Below are 16,734 nucleotides of genomic sequence, written 5' to 3' on the forward strand. Positions count from 1 at the left end.
CATTGCGCGTGACGATTTGTCGGGCCGCGATCCGATCTATTCTACTCTCGGGCCGGATCACTGAGCCGATACCCCAATGCAACCAAGCCTTTACCTTTTAGTCAGTTTTGAGTTGCCCCTGCGTTGCGTTCGTGGTCCGGTACAACCAGGGCGCTCAATGCGGCATTCGGCAACGGTCGCCTCACCGACCGTCAGGGCAACACACCGTCGAGCCAATACAGGAGATAGCAATGGGCATTTTCGACAGTATCAAAGGTGCGATTTTCGGAAACGCGGTTGCGGGCGAAGCGCCGCCGGCGCAACCGTCTCCCGCGCCTGCTTCGAGCACGGCCACCCAGCCGACGGCGCCTACCCGATCCGCCCCGGCTGCAACCCCGGCTCCGGCCGCGCCGGCCGCGCCGTCCTCTGCCCCTGACATCGCTGCCATTCTCGACAAGGCGGTGGCCGCGAGGGGGCAGAAACTCAACTGGAAGAATTCGATCGTCGACCTGATGAAGGCTCTGAATATCGACAGCAGCCTCGGCGCCCGCAAGGAGCTTGCCCACGAGCTGAACTACACCGGCGATATGAACGACACTGTAACGATGAATCTGTGGCTGCACGACGCACTGATGAAAAAGCTGGCCGAGAACGGCGGCAAGCTTCCGAGCGACCTGGCCGCCTAGAGTCACAAGACAAGCAATTCCAGGAAAACGTGGTGAACGGTTTTCCGTCCGGAATTGCGTCAAACGAAAAAGACAGACCGGTTCTGCCCGCACCGTGGTTCTTGCTGCGCCGGCTTCGGCCGCAACCGAGCAGACCACACTGCCAAGCATCAGACTGCCATTAGATAAAACTGAGACCGATCCCGGCCGCCGGGATTGGGTCCATGGGAAGTCGCATGGCACAAAGCGCTGCCGCCTCGCGCCCGGATTGCCTCCCGCAAAAACCGACGATTTCGGTCGCTGCCCACGCGCTGGTAGGACCACCATTTTGCTGGCGAAACGCGACGTTCGGCGTATCATTCTCTCGGGAGAGGGTTCATGGTGGGAGGAAGCCAATGAACGTGGTGAAGCGGGTGACGGTCGCCGACTTGACAGCCCAAGAGCTTGTTTCATCTGCGCTTTCACGGTTTGGTGCCGGCGACACCATATCGACGAGGGCGATGCTGGACATCGTTCGCAGGACGGCTCCGGCCTGCGGCAACAGTGACGACGATCTGGTCGAGCTTATCGTCATGACGGCGGTTGGTAGGACCATGGGCGTCGTGTTCGACCATCGCTCCCATTAAAACAATCTGGAACGAACATCAGGCTGCGCCCAGGAGCAGTGGCGGGCGGTGGCAGCGCCGCCAAAGAGGCCGGCCTGTTTGTGCGTGAAGGTCGGCCTGGCACCAAGCCCTTGCTTTGAGCAAAACCGCTGCTCATGCCGGGTCATGCCCGAAGCCGGTAGTTGGGCGACACGCTCGAAGGAACTCGCTGAAATCTTGCCCGTTATGCTCTCGTTGAGATGAGGAGAGCTGCCATGGCCGACGACAAAACCAAGACCGACAGTCGCGACCGCTCACGAGTGGCGGGCGGCGAAGACTACGAGGTACGTCACTTCGCCGAGGAAGCGGGCATTACCCCTGAGCAGGCGCGCACGCTGATCAAGCGCCACGGCACCGACCGCAAGGTGCTGAACGAAATCGCCGAGAGCATAAGAGCGTCGTAATGGCTGACAAGAAAACCGCAATGGCCGACCGCAAGACGCGCGATCTGGACGAAAAGGAGGCTCTGCGCCTGGCCGAAACCACCGACGTTTCGCCGAAGCAGGCGAAGGATCTGATGCGCAAGCACGGCAAGGACAGCCCGAAGGTCGAGAAGGAAGCCAAGAACTTCAAGGCCGAGGGCTGAGCCGCCCAGCCGGTTGGACGCGCGGCATGGGGCCGCGATCCTGCGGCTTATCGGTTTTCTAACAAATTCGGCCTATCCCTTCCGCTATCGCGGCTCAGGGATGCCATATGCGCGGGATATCTGGTGGGGCGAGGCCGTCGATAGACGACATACGGCATGTGAGGCTGATGTTTTGCCTGGTGGCGGCGGTCGTGATGGCGGCGGCGCTCCTCGCCTTTGCCCACTCCCTCCTGCAGGATCCCGATAGCTGGTGGCACATCAAGGTCGGCATGGATATGCTGGCACGCCGCACATTCCCCACCGTCGACATCTATTCCTACACTTTTGCCGGCCAGCCATGGATCGCCAAGGAATGGCTTAGCCAGGTTCTCCTTGCAATTGCCTTTCAAGCCGGCGGCTGGAACGGCGTGGTGCTGCTGGCGACTGCAGTAATCGCGCTGACGGCCTTCTTGACGTCGTGGTATCTCAGCGCGTGGTTGAAGCCGACGCTGGCGATAGGACTGACGCTGGTTCTCGCGCTCTTGATCGGGCCAATCTATGTCGCCCGGCCGCACATCTTTACCTTGCCCATCATCGTCGTCTGGACCGCCGGTCTTTTCCAGGCCGCACGCAACGAGAAAGCACCGCCCTTATGGCTGCTGGCGCTGCTTTGCCTGTGGGCCAATCTCCATGCCACCTTCACCTTCGGTTTCGTCATCGCCGCCTTCGCCGGCCTCGATCTCGTCATGCGCACACGCTTGTCGAACCCCCGGCTGCTGGCCAAGTGGATCGCTTTCGGGCTGCTTTGCCCGCTGGTCAGCCTGCTCAATCCCTATGGCGTCAAAGCCATACTCGCCACATTCACCGTGGCCTATGGCAATGAGGCGGTGCCTTACATTGCGGAGTGGCAGCCCTTCGACGCCGCGCGGCACACCCTCCAGGAGGTGGCCCTGCTGGTGGCGCTTTTCGGGCTGCTCGTGTCGAGATTGCGCATTGGCTGGGCCAAGGCGCTGTTCCTTGTCTTCACGTTGCACGTCTATCTCACCCACATACGGTTCATGTACCTGTTCTTTCTTCTCGTGCCGGTGGTCCTTGCCGTCGAGGTCGCGCAACAATATCCAGTGCTTTCAGCCGAGAAATGGGCGGCGGAAAAGCGTGACGGACTTGAACAATTTTTCGCACGGCAATTTTCCAGGATTTGTGCTGGACTTGCCGTTTTGCTGGTTTTGGCGGCTGCCGCCTTGACGAGCTATCCGGTCGCGCCGAGCCAGAAGACCTCGGCGAGGGACGCACTGGCCTTTGCCCAAACCCATAATCTGTCGGGCAATCTGCTGAACTCCTACGATTTCGGCGGCACGCTGATTTTCCATGGCATCAGGACGTTTATCGACGGCCGCGCGGATCAGCTCTTCCTGAATGGCTTTACGGAAACGGATGAGCAGACGGGGCACAGCCGGGGCAAGCCGATCCTGAAAGCCCAACTCGACAAATATACGATAGGCTGGGCGTTGTTGACCGCCGACGACAGCCGCATTCCGTTCTTCGACGAACTGGGCTGGAAGCGGGCCTATGCGGACGATTACGCGGTGATCTACACCCGCGCGGACTGAGCCCCGGCAGCTTCGCGCGCCGGTGCGCACCTCCCTCCTGAAGCTTCGGCCAGCGCCGAGGCGGCGAAATCCTTATGGGATTTTGATTTCTTTGCTCCGCGTCCCGTCTCGAACCTTTATGGCACTTTGATCCATATTCACAGGAGCGGTGTATCCAGCCGCCCATATGATGCGGCGACGGGTTGGGCAGTTTTGTCCAAATTAAAAGAACAAACACGATATAGGAAAATGCATTATGGACATATTTGTTGTCGCGATTGGAATCGCGTTCTTTGCTCTATGCTTCGGCTACATCAAAGCCTGCGACAAGCTGTAAGTTTAGGGGATCGTAACATGCTTTTCGACTATATCCTCGGCGGCGCCGTGACCTTGTTTCTTCTCGCCTACCTGACATACGCCCTCGTTCGCCCGGAACGCTTCTGATCTCCGCTGGCAAGGAGCCAACCCCATGACAATCAACGGATGGCTGCAGATCCTCGTCTATTGCGGGATCGTCGTTCTGCTGGCCAAGCCGCTCGGCGGCTACATGCATCGCGTTTTCAGCGGCGAGCGCACATTCCTGTCGTCAATTCTGGCCCCGCTCGAGCGCGGGCTCTACCGCATATCAGGGACCAGCGAGCGCGAGGAGCAGCACTGGACCTCCTATGCGGCCGCCCTGCTGTTCTTTAACCTGGCCGGCTTCCTGGTGCTCTATTTCCTGCAACGGCTGCAAGGCGGCCTGCCCTACAATCCGGCCGGCATGACCGCCGTCGAACCTGAGCTGGCCTTCAACACCGCCGCCAGCTTCATGACCAACACCAACTGGCAGAACTACGGCGGCGAAAGCACGATGTCCTATCTCGTGCAGATGGCCGGCTTGACCGTGCAGAATTTTCTGTCGGCGGCGACTGGCGTCGCCATTGCGGTCGCATTGATCCGCGGCTTTGCCAGAGCCTCAGGCAAATCGATCGGCAATTTCTGGGTCGATATGACCCGCGGCACGCTCTACCTGCTTTTGCCCTTTTGCATCGTGTTGACTCTCGTCTATGTCTATCTCGGCATGCCGCAGACGCTCGCTGCCTACGTCAACGCGACGACGCTCGAAGGCGCGCAACAGACTATCGCGGTCGGGCCGGTCGCTTCCCAGGTTGCCATCAAGATGCTCGGCACCAATGGCGGCGGTTTCTTTAACGCCAATGCAGCGCATCCCTTCGAAAATCCCGATGCAATCTCCAACCTGATCCAGATGGTGACGATCTTTGCCCTCGGCGCGGCGCTGACCAATGTCTTCGGCCGCATGGTAGGCAACCAGCGCCAGGGCTGGGCAATTCTGTCGGCGATGGGCGTGCTGTTCATCGCTGGCGTTGCCGTCTGCTACTGGGCGGAAGCCGCCGGCAATCCGCTTGTTCATGCGCTGGGTGTCGACGGCGGCAACATGGAGGGCAAGGAGAGCCGCTTCGGCATCGCCCTGTCGGCACTGTTTGCCGTCATCACCACGGCCGCATCCTGCGGCGCGGTCAACGCCATGCATGACAGCTTCACCGCACTCGGCGGCATGATCCCCATCATCAACATGCAGCTCGGCGAGGTCATTGTCGGCGGCGTCGGCGCCGGCTTCTACGGTATCCTGATGTTCATCGTCATTGCCGTTTTCGTCGCCGGGCTGATGGTCGGACGCACGCCCGAATATCTCGGCAAGAAGATCGAGGCCAAGGAGGTCAAGATGGCTATGCTGGCCGTGCTCTGCCTGCCGCTTGCAATGCTGATCTTCACTGCTATCGCGGTGGTGCTGCCGACCGGCGTTGCTTCCATCGCCAATGCCGGCCCGCATGGCTTCTCCGAGGTTCTCTATGCCTACACCTCGGCCGCGGCGAACAATGGCTCCGCCTTTGGCGGCCTCAGCGGCAACACGCCCTGGTACAACGTAACGCTCGGCATCGGCATGCTGATGGGCCGGTTCCTGGTCATTATTCCGGCGTTGGCGATTGCTGGCTCGCTGGTTGCGAAGAAGACCGTCCCTGCCTCCGCCGGCACCTTCCCGACCGATGGTCCGCTGTTCGTCGGGCTGCTGGCCGGTGTCATCCTGATCGTCGGCGGCCTGACCTTCTTCCCGGCCCTGGCGGTCGGACCGATCGTCGAGCACCTGGCGATGATTCACGGTCAGACATTCTGAAACGGCGATGCCCTGGTTCAAGATCATACCTCGAAAGGTCCGGCATCGCCCCGAGCCGGAGGGGGAGAAAACGCCCCCTCCTTTCCCGACGCTGTCCACATTCCTCGCTATTGCGGCAGCCTTGATCATGATCTGGCTGCTGGCTTACGGGCCGCCGCACCTTCGTTCGGCACACGATCGACCGGTCAACAACATCGACACTGGAGCTACCAAATGAGCCCGTCGAAATCCGTGAGCATCATGGATACCCGCATTCTGTGGCCCGCTATCGGCGGTTCCTTCAGAAAACTGAACCCGCGCACCTTGATGCGAAACCCGGTGATGTTCGTCGTCGCCGTCGTCTCGGCGCTCACCACCGTGCTGTTCGTCAAGGATCTCGTTACCAGCGGCGGCGATCTTGGCTTCACGCTGCAGATCATCATCTGGCTGTGGTTCACCGTGCTCTTCGCCAATTTCGCCGAAGCGGTGGCCGAAGGCCGCGGCAAGGCGCAAGCTGACTCGCTGCGTCGGGCGCGAACCGAGACGCAGGCAAAGCTGTTGAACGGTGGCGACCGCAGCAAGTTCAAACTGGTGCCCGGCACCAGCCTGAAGGTCGGCGACACCGTGCTTGTCGAAGCCGGCGACATCATCCCCTCGGACGGCGAGGTGGTCGAAGGCGTGGCGTCGGTCAACGAGGCGGCCATCACCGGCGAATCCGCACCGGTCATCCGCGAATCCGGAGGCGATCGTTCGGCGGTGACCGGCGGCACGCAGGTCTTGTCCGACTGGATCCGCGTGCGCATCACTGCGGCTGCCGGTCATACGTTCCTCGACCGCATGATCTCGCTGGTCGAGGGCGCCGAGCGCCAGAAGACACCCAACGAGATCGCGCTCAACATCCTGCTCGTCGGCATGACGCTGATCTTCGTGCTGGCGACGGCGACGATCCCGAGCTTCGCCTCGTATTCGGGCGGCTATATCCCGGTGACCGTGCTGGTCGCCCTGTTCGTTACCCTGATCCCGACCACAATTGGCGCCCTGCTGTCGGCTATCGGCATTGCCGGCATGGACCGCCTGGTGCGCTTCAACGTGCTCGCCATGTCGGGCCGCGCCGTCGAGGCGGCCGGCGATGTCGACACGCTGCTGCTCGACAAGACCGGAACCATCACGCTGGGCAACCGTCAGGCGACGGCATTTCGTCCGGTCAAGGGCGTCACCGAACAGGAACTGGCCGACGCGGCTCAGCTTGCCTCGCTTGCCGACGAAACGCCGGAAGGCCGCTCGATCGTCGTCCTGGCGAAGGAAAAATACGCTATCCGCGCCCGCGACATGGCAAGCCTGCACGCGACTTTCGTGCCCTTCACCGCGCAAACCCGCATGAGCGGTGTCGATCTGGAAGGCTCCTCGGTCCGCAAGGGCGCAGTCGATGCGGTACTTGCCCACGTCAACCTCTCGACCGTTGCCACAGGCAGTATGCGCCCCGGCAGCGACACCGTCCGCGACCTTCAGGCGATCGCCGACGAGATCGCCAAATCGGGTGGCACTCCACTCGCGGTCGAGCGCGACGGGCGCCTGCTCGGCGTCGTCCATCTGAAGGACATCGTCAAGGGCGGCATCGCAGAACGCTTTGCCGAATTGCGCCGCATGGGCATCCGCACGGTGATGATCACCGGCGATAATCCGATGACCGCGGCGGCGATCGCGGCGGAAGCCGGCGTCGACGACTTCCTTGCCCAGGCGACGCCCGAGGACAAGTTGAAGCTGATCCGCGACGAGCAGGCCAAAGGCAAACTGGTCGCGATGTGCGGCGATGGCACCAACGATGCGCCGGCCCTTGCGCAGGCCGATGTCGGCGTTGCCATGAACACGGGCACGGTCGCGGCGCGCGAGGCCGGCAACATGGTCGATCTCGACAGCGATCCGACCAAGCTGATCGAGATCGTCGAAATCGGCAAGGCGCTGCTGATGACGCGTGGCTCGCTGACCACCTTCTCCATCGCCAACGACGTGGCCAAGTATTTTGCCATCATCCCGGCAATATTCGCCGCCTTCTACATCGCCCCGGGCCAGACCGCCGGGCCGCTGCAAGCGCTCAATGTCATGCATCTGGCGACGCCGCAGAGCGCTATCCTCTCGGCCATCATCTTCAACGCGCTGATCATCATTGCGCTGATCCCGCTGTCGCTGAGGGGCGTCAAATACCGCGCGGTCGGCGCCGGTGCGCTGCTCAGCCGCAATCTCATTGTCTATGGCCTTGGCGGCGTCGTAGTGCCCTTCGTCGGCATCAAGATGATCGACATGGCCATCACCGCTCTCGGTCTCGCCTAAGGAACCACGTCGATGCTCAATCAAATCAGGCCCGCGATCGTCATGATCGTCTTCTTCACCATTCTGACGGGTTTGGTCTATCCGATCGGCATGACCGGCATTGCCCAGGCGCTGTTTTCGCGCCAGGCCAATGGCAGCCTGATCGAGAAGGACGGCAAGCTCGTCGGTTCCGAGCTGATCGGCCAAGCTTTCGAAAGCGACCGCTACTTCCATGGCCGCCCGTCGGCTGCCGGCGACGGCTACAATGCCGCCGCCTCGGGCGGCTCGAATCTCGGCCCGACCAACCCGAAGCTCATCGACAGGATCAAGAGCGACGCCGAAAAGCTGAGAGCCGAAAACCCGAGCCAGCCGGTACCGATGAATCTGGTCACCACGTCCGGCAGCGGCCTCGATCCGCATATCAGCCCCGATGCGGCCTATTTTCAGGTTGCCAGGGTGGCCAAGGCCAGGGGCGTCGATGAATCCAGGATCAAATCGCTTGTCGACAGCCATGTCGAAGATCGCGAATTGGGATTCATCGGCGAGCCGGTAGTCAATGTGCTGGCCCTCAACCTTGCGCTGGACGATGCCATGAAACAGTGAAGGACCGGCGCCGGGATCGACACCGAAGCCGGCGCCGTTCATGATTGACCCGTATGCCAGACGACAGACGCACCGCCGAAACCAGGCCCTCTCCCGACGCGCTGCTCGAGCATGCCGAGCGGGAGGAGCGCGGCCGCCTGAGGATATTTCTCGGCGCCGCCCCCGGTGTCGGCAAGACCTACGAGATGCTGATGTCGGGCCGCGCCAGGCTGGCCGACGGGGTCGACGTGGTGATCGGCATCGTCGAGACGCACGGCCGCAAGGAAACCCAGACGCTGGTCGAAGGCTACGAGGTCATTCCTCGCCTTGAGATCGATTACAAGGGGCGGATCCTTGAGGAGATGAATCTCGACGCCATCCTCGCCCGGCACCCGGCGCTGGTTCTGGTCGACGAACTCGCCCACACCAATGTCGCCGGCAGCCGTCACCCCAAGCGCTATCTCGACGTCCAGGAAATCCTGACGCACGGCATCGATGTCTACACGACGCTGAATATCCAGCACGTCGAGAGCCTGAACGATGTCGTGGCGCAGATCACCCGCGTCAGGGTGCGGGAAACTGTCCCCGACTCCATAATCGACCAGGCCGACGACATCGAGATCATCGACCTCACCCCCGACGATCTGATCAAACGGCTTGAGGAAGGCAAGGTCTACATCCCCAGCACCGCCCAGCGCGCCATCGAGAACTATTTCTCGCCGGGCAATCTGACGGCGCTCCGGGAATTGGCGCTCCGCCGCACTGCCCAGCGGGTCGACGAGCAGTTGCTGACCCACATGCAGGCCCACGCGATACCCGGGCCTTGGGCGGCGGGGGAAAGGGTTCTCGTCTGCGTCGATGCGCGTCCGGGCGGGGCGGCCCGTGTACGTTATGCGCGGAGGTTGGCCGACCGGCTCCGCGCCCCTTGGACGGCGCTTCATGTCGATACCCCTCGTTCAGCTGCCATGCCCGAGGAGGACAAGGATCGGCTGGCGACGCAGCTGCGCCTTGCCGAGCAGCTCGGTGCCGAGGTGACGACCATTCCGGGTCAGAACGTCGCGCAAGACATCGTTCGGCATGCGACGGCGAACAACTTCACCCATATCGTGATCGGCAGGCCGACCCGATCGCGTTGGCGGGAATTGATCGAAGGCTCGCTCACTTACGATCTCATCCGCAATGCCGGCGACATCAGCGTCCATGTCATTTCGGGAAACGAACGCAACGCCGAGGCGACGTCGAGGACCGTCAAGGCGGCGGACGAGCAGTGGCAGTTCGAGATCTGGCCCTATCTCAGGGCCACGGCCTATGTTGTTGGCTCGCTCGCCTTCGCCGTCCTTCTCGACCAGTTTCTCGACGTCCGCAATCTGGCGATCATCTTTCTCATTGGGGTCCTGACGTCGGCGGTGACCGGCGGTCTCTGGCCGGCTTTGTATGCCTGCCTCATCAGCGCCATTGCCTTCAACTATTTCTTCCTGGAACCACGCTACACGCTGACGATCGAGGATCCGGAGAGCATCGTTGCGCTGGCTGTCTTCCTGGTTGTTGCGGTCATTGGCAGCAATCTAACAGCGCGCGTGCAGCGTCAGGCGGTCGCCGCGCGCTCGCGGGCACGCGCCACAGAAGATATTTATCTCTTCTCAAAGAAGCTCGCCGGCGCTGGGACGCTTGATGACGTTCTCTGGGCGACTGCCTTCCAGATCGCCTCGATGCTGAAGCTGCGCGTGGTGCTGCTTCTGCCGGAGAACGGCACGATTGCGGTCAAAGCCGGCTACCCACCCGACGACACGCTGGCCGAGGCCGACATCGCAGCAGCCCGCTGGGCCTGGGAGCATAACCGCGCCGCCGGGCGCGGCGCCGACACGCTGCCCGGAGCAAAGCGCCTCTATCTGCCCTTGCGGACCGGACGCACGGCGGTAGGCGTTGTCGGCCTCGACAACGACAAGCAAGGTCCGCTGCTGACACCCGAGCAGCAGCGTCTGCTCGATGCGCTCGCCGACCAGGCGGCGGTCGCCATCGAGCGCATCCAGCTCGTCGCCGATGTTGACCGGGCCAAGCTTGCGGCCGAGGCAGACCGTCTGCGCTCGGCCTTGCTCACCTCCATTTCCCACGATTTGAAAACGCCGCTTGCCGCCATCATGGGCGCGGCCGGAACACTCAGGGACTTCGAGGCCGCGCTTCCCGAGCAGGACCGGGCGGAACTGCTGTCGACCGTGCTCGATGAAGCGGAGAGGCTTAACCGCTTCATCGCCAATCTGCTCGATATGACCAAGATCGAATCCGGCACGATGGAGCCGAACTATGCGTTTCACTATCTCGGCGACATTGTCGGTTCAGCTCTGTATCGGGCCCGCAAGATCGTCGGCGAGCATAAGACCGAGATCGACATTCCATCGGATCTGCCGATGTTGCGGGTCGACCCCGTTCTGTTCGAACAGGTGCTGTTCAACCTCCTCGACAATGCTGCAAAATACGCGCCGCCAGGTTCGACGATCCGCCTGCAAGCCTGGGCCGACAACGGCTTCGTCATCCTGCAGATCATGGATGAGGGACCAGGCATTCCGCCAGCGGATCTAGAGCGCGTTTTCGACACTTTCTACCGTGTGCGCAAGGGTGACCAGGTGCGTGCCGGCACGGGGCTCGGCCTGTCGATTTGCCGCGGCTTCATCGAAGCGATGGGCGGGACGCTCTTGGCGGCAAACAGGTCCGACCGCTCGGGGGCGGTTTTCACGATCAAGATGCAACTGGTGCCGGCGGAACTGCCCAATCTCGGCGAACCCGAGACGGGCCATCAAAATATGGACGATCTGGCATGACGAGCCTGGACGTCAGGATATTGGTGGTGGACGACGAACCGCCGATCCGGAAACTGCTTCGCGTCGGGCTTGGCAGCCAAGGCTATGCGATCAGCGAGGCGCCGAACGCCAGGGCGGCGATTGAACTCATCGCGACGGAAAAGCCGGACCTTGTGCTGCTCGATCTCGGCCTGCCCGGCATGAGCGGGCATGAGTTGCTCCGCAAATGGCGGGATGATGGCCTGGACATTCCCGTGGTTATTCTTTCCAGCCGCACCGACGAGGCCGGCATCGTCTCGGCCCTCGAACTCGGCGCCGACGATTATGTCACCAAGCCATTCGGTATGAACGAGCTTGTCGCACGCATCCGCGTCGCGCTTCGCCACAAGTTCCAGCAGCAGGGTGAGAGACCGGTGTTCCAGACCGGCGACCTCTCCGTCGATCTGGTGAAGCGCATCGTCAAGGTCGAGGACAAGGAGATAAAGCTCTCGCCGAAGGAATACGACATTCTTCGCACCTTGGTGCAGCACGCCGGCAAGGTTCTCACCCACCAGTTCCTGCTGAAGCAGGTCTGGGGCGATTCCACCGACGTTCAATATCTCAGAGTCTATGTCCGGCAACTCAGGCTAAAGATTGAGAAGACGCCCGACCAGCCCCGCTATATCACGACCGAGACCGGCGTCGGATACCGGCTGCGCGAAGTCGACTGACGCGACGAGCATCCGAAGCCGAAATGCCTCTTCCAATCTGCTTCAAATCAGCGGCGGCCATGGCGTCGCCGGACAAAAGCCCTATATTAAGCGAAGATTGGTTTTGTGCGGGAATGAACGAATGCCACGGCTTCGTCTATTGACGTTTCTAGGGTCGGCAATGCTGACTGCGGCGATGCTGTCGGGCGTAAATCCAGCTGCATCGGCACAGGTCGGCAGTCCCGCCGATCGCAACGTGTTGATCCAGCAAGACCAATTGCAGATGTTGGAGAACAGGCTGCGGCGGCAGCAATACCAGCAGCAGCAACAGCAGTACCGTGCCCTGGATCGCCAAATCCCAATACCGCAACGGCAGGAGGTGCCGCAGATGAGGCCAACTTGCCAGTTGCTGCCGTCAGGGAGCGGCTTTGTCAGCACCTGCCGCTGACGACCGGTCTCTTTCATTTATTTAGCCGACTTATATACTGGGGAAACCGCTCCGCCTGCGCCCCATTGAAAGCGGGCGAGTTTGCAACGCTGCCCTTGCCGTCTGGGCACCGATTCGACTGGATTATCGAATGGCAGCCAGCAAGAAGAAGGTTGTACGCAAGGCAAGGAAGGGCGACGGGGTTCGCCAGGTCGCGGCGATTCCCTTTCGGCTGAACGAGCATGGCGATGTCGAGGTGATGCTGGTCACATCGCGAACGACGAGGCGCTTCATCGTACCGAAGGGCTGGCCGATGAAGGGCAAGAGCGGCCGCAAGGCAGCCACCATCGAAGCACAGGAAGAAGCCGGTGTTCTCGGCAAGACACTGAAACAGCCTGCCGGCACCTACCACTACTGGAAGCGGCTGGCGAACCGCTTCGTTCGCGTCGATGTCGTCGTCTATTTGCTTGAGGTAACCGAGGAACTTGCCAAGTGGCAAGAAGCCAAGAGACGGCAGCGGGCATGGCTGACGCCGACCGACGCGGCGTTGCTGATCGACGAGCCGGATCTTTCGACGCTGGTGAGGAACATCAGGATTGCCGAACTGGAGCATAATCCCAAAAAGCAGAGTCCGGCGTTCGGAAAAGATCCCGCTCAATAGAAGATGGAGGCATGCCCCGACTGTGTCGGGATGGAATTGGTTTTCCAGCGCCCGCCGCCCCCGTCTCTTGAACCGATGCCTCACTGACTGCCATCGTCTTCCTCGGGCAGAGGCCGCGCCGGCGTGCCGGTATAGGCCCACAGCCATTCGCGCGGCAGTGGCCCTTTGTTGCGTTCGCTCTCCTGCGACTGTTCCCATGCATGTGCGAGGATGCCGACGGAGCGCGACAGCACGAAAAGGCCCCGCGTCAGCGGCGGCGGGAAGCCGAGCTCGCCGTAGATGACGGCCGTGGCGCCGTCGATATTGAGCGGGATTTTTTTGCCCTTGCGCCGCGAAACCTCGGCCTCGACCATCTCGGCGATATCGGCGAAGCGCCCGCTGACGACGCCGCGCGCGGCAAAGTCACGGGTCAGCTCGATGAGGCGGGGCGCCCGCGGGTCGACCGGGTGGAAGCGATGGCCGAGCCCGGGCACATAACCGTCCTCCCCAGCAAGGAAATGATCAACCCGCAGCGACACGGCGCCCGTGAGGGGCACGCCGGCGTCCACTTCAGCGGCGATGTCGCCGTAGAAGGAAAGCGCCTGTTCGCCGGCGCCGCCATGCACATCGCCAAGCACGTTGATGGCAGATGCCATGGCGCTGTTGATGCCGACGCCGCACGTGATCGCCATGCGGGCGATGGCGATCGACGGCGCCTGCGGCCCATGGTCGACGGCAGCACCCAGCGCGATGCCGAGCAGCGCCGCCTGCTCCTCGCTCGGCAGTTCGCCGCGCAGCATGAGCCAGATCATTGCCGGAAAGCTGACGCGACCGATCAGATCCTGGATTTCATAGCCGCGCAGCCGGATGACGCCGGGGCGCATCTCGATGATGCCGGTCTGCCACCATTCCTCGCCGCGCGCGCGGCCAGCCTTGTTTTCCGTGTCGCTCATGGCTTCTTTTCCGTGCCGCTCATGCCTTCGCTCTTTTCTTGGCGCGTGGCGGCAGGTTGGCAAAAACTTCGTCCATATGCTCGCCCAGCCCCGGCGGCGGCCTGCTCGGCAAAGGTGCCTCGCCATCGACCATGAAGCCGCCGCGCACCACGGTCAGCGGCCTAGCCATCCCGGACACGGCCTGGAAGCGTACCGTCATGCCGCGCTCGATCACTTGTCTCTCTTGCAGTACCTGCGGGATTGTCAGCACCCGGCCTGCCGGCACGCCGGCGCGATTGAACGTCTCCTCCCAGGCGGCGGCCGAGCCGCTCGCCAAGGCATCCTCGATCAGCGCTTTCAATGCAATGCGGTTCTGCTTGCGCGTTTCGCGCTCGGCAAAGCGGACATCCGACGCCAACTCCGGCCGACCGATCAACCGGCACAGTGTGACGAACTGCTCTTGCTTGTTGGCGGCGATGTTGAGCAAGCCGTCGCCGGTGCGAAACGCGCCAGACGGTGCGGCCGTCATGTTTTCATTGCCCATCGGCTGCGGCTCGACGTCCGCCGTCAGATAGTTCGACACCGGCCAGCCGAGCGCAGAAAGCGTGCATTCGAGCATCGACACGTCGAGGAACGCGCCCTCGCCAGTCGTCTTCTGCTTGACCAGTGCGGCGGTAATGGCGAACGCCCCTACCAGCCCGCCAAGCGTATCGGCGACGGGATAGCCGACACGCAGCGGCGCCGTTTCCGGTGTACCGGTGATGCTCATGATGCCGGAAAGACCCTGGATGATCTGGTCGTAGGCTGGATTGTCGCGCATCGGCCCGGTCTGGCCGAAGCCCGATATCGCACAGTAGACAAGGCTTGGCCGGACCTCCTTCAGCCTGGCATGGCCAAGCCCCAGCCGGTCCATTACGCCGGGGCGGAAATTCTCGACCAGCGCGTCGGCCGAAGCGACCAGATCGAGGAAGCGTTCGCGGTCGGCCTCCTGCTTGAGATCGAGCGCCACCGAGCGTTTGCCGGCATTCTGCGCCAGGAACGAAGCGCCCATGCCCGCCCGGTTGAGCTCCGGCGAGGCGCCGAGCTGGCGCGCCAGATCACCACCTTGCGGCGTCTCGACCTTGATGACGTCGGCCCCGAGCAACGCCAGCTGGTAGGCGCAATAGGGGCCGGCCAGCACATTGGTCAGGTCAAGGACGCGGATGCCGGAAAGCAGGTCTGTCATGACGTCACGAACAGCTCAGGCATCGCCCGGCACGTGCTCCGGTCCACGCATGCGCCTGTGCTCGATGTAGGCCCAGATATGCGGTCCAACCAGCCCGATGAAGGCCAGCGTCAGCAGCGTCAGCGACAGCGGATGCTTGTAGAACACCGTCCAATCGCCGTTGGAGATGGTCATCGCGCGGCGGAACTGCGTTTCGGCAAGCGGCCCGAGAATCATGCCGATGATGACCGGCGCGGTCGGGAAATCGAAACGCCTCATCAGGAAGCCGGCGGCACCGAGCAGATAGAGGATGACGAGGTCGATCGGCGATTGCGAGATGCCGTAGGTGCCGACCGTGGCGAACACCAGGATGCCGGCATAGAGCTGCGGCGCCGGGATCTTCAGCAATCGCACCCAGAGCCCGATCAGCGGCAGGTTGAGGACGACGAGGATGACATTGGCGATGAACAGGCTGGCGATCAGCCCCCACACCAGGTCGGCCTGCGTCGTCAGCAGCAGCGGCCCCGGATTGATACCGTAGCTCTGGAACGCCGACAGCATGATCGCGGCCGTCGCCGAGGTCGGCAGGCCGAGCGTCAGCATCGGCACCAGCACGCCGGCCGCGGATGCATTGTTGGCCGCTTCCGGCCCGGCAACGCCCTCAATGGCGCCGACCGTGCCGAACTCCTCCTTGTGTCTGGAGAGTTTCTTCTCGATAGCATAGGAGAGGAAGGTCGGGATTTCGGCGCCGCCGGCCGGCATGGCGCCGATCGGGAAGCCGATCAGGGAGCCGCGCAGCCATGGCCTCCACGAGCGCGACCATTCAGCCGCGGTCATGTAGAGCGACCCTTTCAACGGCACGATGTCGTCCTTGCCGGCATAGCGGCGTGAGGCCATGTAAAGCGTCTCGCCAACGGCGAACAGGCCAACGGCGACGACGATGACGTCGACGCCGTCCAACAATTCGCTCATGCCGAAGGTGAAGCGCGGCTGCCCCGTCTGCAGGTCGACGCCTATCATGCCGACAACGAAGCCGACGAACAGGCTGGTCAGGCCGCGCACCGACGACGAGCCGAGCACTGCCGAAACCGTGATGAAGGCCAGCACCATCAGCGAGAAATATTCGGCCGGGCCGAAGGCCAGCGCGAATTTGACGACGATCGGCGCCAGGAAGGCAACGCCGATGGTGCCCAGCGTGCCGGCGACGAAGGAGCCGATCGCCGAGGTTGCCAGGGCCGCACCGCCGCGGCCGGAGCGGGCCATCCGGTTGCCTTCCAGCGCGGTGACGATGGTGGCGCTTTCGCCAGGCGTGTTGAGCAGGATCGATGTCGTCGAGCCGCCATACATGGCGCCGTAGTAGATGCCGGCAAACAGGATGAACGACGCCTCCGGCGCCACCTGGTAGGTGATCGGCAACAGCAGCGCGATGGTCAGAGCCGGCCCGAGGCCGGGCAGCACGCCGATCGCAGTCCCCAGCGTGGTGCCGACCAGGCACCACATGAGATTGATCGGCGAGAAGGCGACCGAAAATCCGTGCGCGAGATGGCCGAGCGTTTCCATGGCG

At 62.5% G+C, this 16,734-nt stretch carries 16 protein-coding genes; 13 read left to right on the forward strand and 3 right to left on the reverse strand.

The genetic code is table 11. From position 1 onward, the window contains the following. Window positions 1-230: 230 nt before the first annotated feature. The 13 genes from NKJ81_RS01525 to NKJ81_RS01585 all read left to right on the forward strand — a co-directional run bounded on the left by NKJ81_RS01525 (window position 231) and on the right by NKJ81_RS01585 (window position 13,055). Window positions 231-665, forward strand: coding sequence for a DUF3597 domain-containing protein (locus NKJ81_RS01525; protein ID WP_352539401.1), 435 nt, complete (start codon window positions 231-233; stop codon window positions 663-665). 374 nt (window positions 666-1,039) lie between these two features. Further along, window positions 1,040-1,270 carry a hypothetical protein gene (locus tag NKJ81_RS01530; RefSeq protein ID WP_352469460.1) on the forward strand — a complete coding sequence of 77 codons (231 nt, stop codon included), beginning with the start codon at window positions 1,040-1,042 and terminating at the stop codon, window positions 1,268-1,270. Between the two features lie 233 nt (window positions 1,271-1,503). Next, a complete protein-coding gene (locus NKJ81_RS01535) occupies window positions 1,504-1,692 on the forward strand; it encodes a DUF3606 domain-containing protein (protein ID WP_352502669.1) in 189 nt (62 codons plus the stop codon). Then, entirely contained in the window at window positions 1,692-1,874 is a 183-nt protein-coding gene (locus tag NKJ81_RS01540) for a hypothetical protein (protein WP_352469832.1), read from the forward strand. The genes NKJ81_RS01535 and NKJ81_RS01540 overlap by 1 nt, the downstream gene beginning before the upstream one ends. 107 nt (window positions 1,875-1,981) lie before the next feature. Then, window positions 1,982-3,463, forward strand: coding sequence for a hypothetical protein (locus tag NKJ81_RS01545; RefSeq protein ID WP_352539402.1), 1,482 nt, complete (start codon window positions 1,982-1,984; stop codon window positions 3,461-3,463). Between the two features lie 333 nt (window positions 3,464-3,796). Next, window positions 3,797-3,886: a K(+)-transporting ATPase subunit F gene (locus NKJ81_RS01550; RefSeq protein WP_023675300.1), complete on the forward strand. Its 90-nt coding sequence runs from the start codon at window positions 3,797-3,799 to the stop codon at window positions 3,884-3,886. A 25-nt stretch (window positions 3,887-3,911) separates the two neighbouring features. Next, complete coding sequence (gene kdpA / locus NKJ81_RS01555; RefSeq protein ID WP_352539403.1) at window positions 3,912-5,615, forward strand: potassium-transporting ATPase subunit KdpA; 1,704 nt, start codon at window positions 3,912-3,914, stop codon at window positions 5,613-5,615. A gap of 213 nt (window positions 5,616-5,828) precedes the next feature. After that, window positions 5,829-7,922: a potassium-transporting ATPase subunit KdpB gene (kdpB, locus tag NKJ81_RS01560; RefSeq protein WP_352539404.1), complete on the forward strand. Its 2,094-nt coding sequence runs from the start codon at window positions 5,829-5,831 to the stop codon at window positions 7,920-7,922. Between the two features lie 12 nt (window positions 7,923-7,934). Next, complete coding sequence (gene kdpC / locus NKJ81_RS01565) at window positions 7,935-8,504, forward strand: potassium-transporting ATPase subunit KdpC (protein WP_352502664.1); 570 nt, start codon at window positions 7,935-7,937, stop codon at window positions 8,502-8,504. A 53-nt stretch (window positions 8,505-8,557) separates the two neighbouring features. Then, window positions 8,558-11,299: a DUF4118 domain-containing protein gene (locus tag NKJ81_RS01570; protein ID WP_352539405.1), complete on the forward strand. Its 2,742-nt coding sequence runs from the start codon at window positions 8,558-8,560 to the stop codon at window positions 11,297-11,299. Then, window positions 11,296-11,988 (forward strand): response regulator transcription factor, encoded by a 693-nt coding sequence (locus tag NKJ81_RS01575; RefSeq protein WP_352448298.1) that lies wholly within the window; start codon window positions 11,296-11,298, stop codon window positions 11,986-11,988. Before NKJ81_RS01570 ends, NKJ81_RS01575 begins: the two co-directional genes overlap by 4 nt. Window positions 11,989-12,148: 160 nt before the next feature. Continuing rightward, the gene (locus NKJ81_RS01580) at window positions 12,149-12,415 is read left to right on the forward strand and encodes a hypothetical protein (RefSeq protein ID WP_352539406.1); all 267 of its coding nucleotides are present in this window, start codon (window positions 12,149-12,151) and stop codon (window positions 12,413-12,415) included. 130 nt (window positions 12,416-12,545) lie between these two features. Beyond that, window positions 12,546-13,055, forward strand: coding sequence for an NUDIX hydrolase (locus NKJ81_RS01585; RefSeq protein WP_352469451.1), 510 nt, complete (start codon window positions 12,546-12,548; stop codon window positions 13,053-13,055). Between the two features lie 80 nt (window positions 13,056-13,135). Here the strand turns inward: NKJ81_RS01585 and NKJ81_RS01590 are convergent, their stop codons facing one another. Genes NKJ81_RS01590 through NKJ81_RS01600 form a run of 3 tightly spaced genes read right to left on the reverse strand, consistent with a single transcriptional unit; the run spans window position 13,136 to window position 16,730 of the window. After that, window positions 13,136-13,987: a citryl-CoA lyase gene (locus NKJ81_RS01590; RefSeq protein ID WP_352469450.1), complete on the reverse strand. Its 852-nt coding sequence runs from the start codon at window positions 13,985-13,987 to the stop codon at window positions 13,136-13,138. A 19-nt stretch (window positions 13,988-14,006) separates the two neighbouring features. Then, on the reverse strand, window positions 14,007-15,191 hold the full coding sequence (locus NKJ81_RS01595; protein ID WP_352469449.1) for a CaiB/BaiF CoA transferase family protein: 1,185 nt from the start codon (window positions 15,189-15,191) through the stop codon (window positions 14,007-14,009). A gap of 15 nt (window positions 15,192-15,206) precedes the next feature. Then, window positions 15,207-16,730 (reverse strand): tripartite tricarboxylate transporter permease, encoded by a 1,524-nt coding sequence (locus NKJ81_RS01600; protein ID WP_352539407.1) that lies wholly within the window; start codon window positions 16,728-16,730, stop codon window positions 15,207-15,209. Window positions 16,731-16,734: the final 4 nt, after the last annotated feature.

Source organism: Mesorhizobium sp. M0018 (assembly GCF_040323955.1).
Taxonomy (GTDB): domain Bacteria; phylum Pseudomonadota; class Alphaproteobacteria; order Rhizobiales; family Rhizobiaceae; genus Mesorhizobium.

Bases quoted from the DNA above. Each gene is read 5' to 3' on its own strand.
- NKJ81_RS01580 (WP_352539406.1), top strand. From the start codon at position 12,149: ATGCTGACTGCGGCGATGCTGTCGGGCGTAAATCCAGCTGCATCGGCA.
- NKJ81_RS01525 (WP_352539401.1), top strand. From the start codon at position 231: ATGGGCATTTTCGACAGTATCAAAGGTGCGATTTTCGGAAACGCGGTT.
- NKJ81_RS01595 (WP_352469449.1), bottom strand. From the start codon at position 15,191: ATGACAGACCTGCTTTCCGGCATCCGCGTCCTTGACCTGACCAATGTG.
- NKJ81_RS01550 (WP_023675300.1), top strand. From the start codon at position 3,797: ATGCTTTTCGACTATATCCTCGGCGGCGCCGTGACCTTGTTTCTTCTC.
- NKJ81_RS01590 (WP_352469450.1), bottom strand. From the start codon at position 13,987: ATGAGCGACACGGAAAACAAGGCTGGCCGCGCGCGCGGCGAGGAATGG.
- kdpB (WP_352539404.1), top strand. From the start codon at position 5,829: ATGAGCCCGTCGAAATCCGTGAGCATCATGGATACCCGCATTCTGTGG.
- NKJ81_RS01535 (WP_352502669.1), top strand. From the start codon at position 1,504: ATGGCCGACGACAAAACCAAGACCGACAGTCGCGACCGCTCACGAGTG.
- NKJ81_RS01540 (WP_352469832.1), top strand. From the start codon at position 1,692: ATGGCTGACAAGAAAACCGCAATGGCCGACCGCAAGACGCGCGATCTG.
- NKJ81_RS01575 (WP_352448298.1), top strand. From the start codon at position 11,296: ATGACGAGCCTGGACGTCAGGATATTGGTGGTGGACGACGAACCGCCG.
- NKJ81_RS01545 (WP_352539402.1), top strand. From the start codon at position 1,982: ATGCGCGGGATATCTGGTGGGGCGAGGCCGTCGATAGACGACATACGG.
- NKJ81_RS01570 (WP_352539405.1), top strand. From the start codon at position 8,558: ATGCCAGACGACAGACGCACCGCCGAAACCAGGCCCTCTCCCGACGCG.
- kdpA (WP_352539403.1), top strand. From the start codon at position 3,912: ATGACAATCAACGGATGGCTGCAGATCCTCGTCTATTGCGGGATCGTC.
- kdpC (WP_352502664.1), top strand. From the start codon at position 7,935: ATGCTCAATCAAATCAGGCCCGCGATCGTCATGATCGTCTTCTTCACC.
- NKJ81_RS01585 (WP_352469451.1), top strand. From the start codon at position 12,546: ATGGCAGCCAGCAAGAAGAAGGTTGTACGCAAGGCAAGGAAGGGCGAC.
- NKJ81_RS01600 (WP_352539407.1), bottom strand. From the start codon at position 16,730: ATGGAAACGCTCGGCCATCTCGCGCACGGATTTTCGGTCGCCTTCTCG.
- NKJ81_RS01530 (WP_352469460.1), top strand. From the start codon at position 1,040: ATGAACGTGGTGAAGCGGGTGACGGTCGCCGACTTGACAGCCCAAGAG.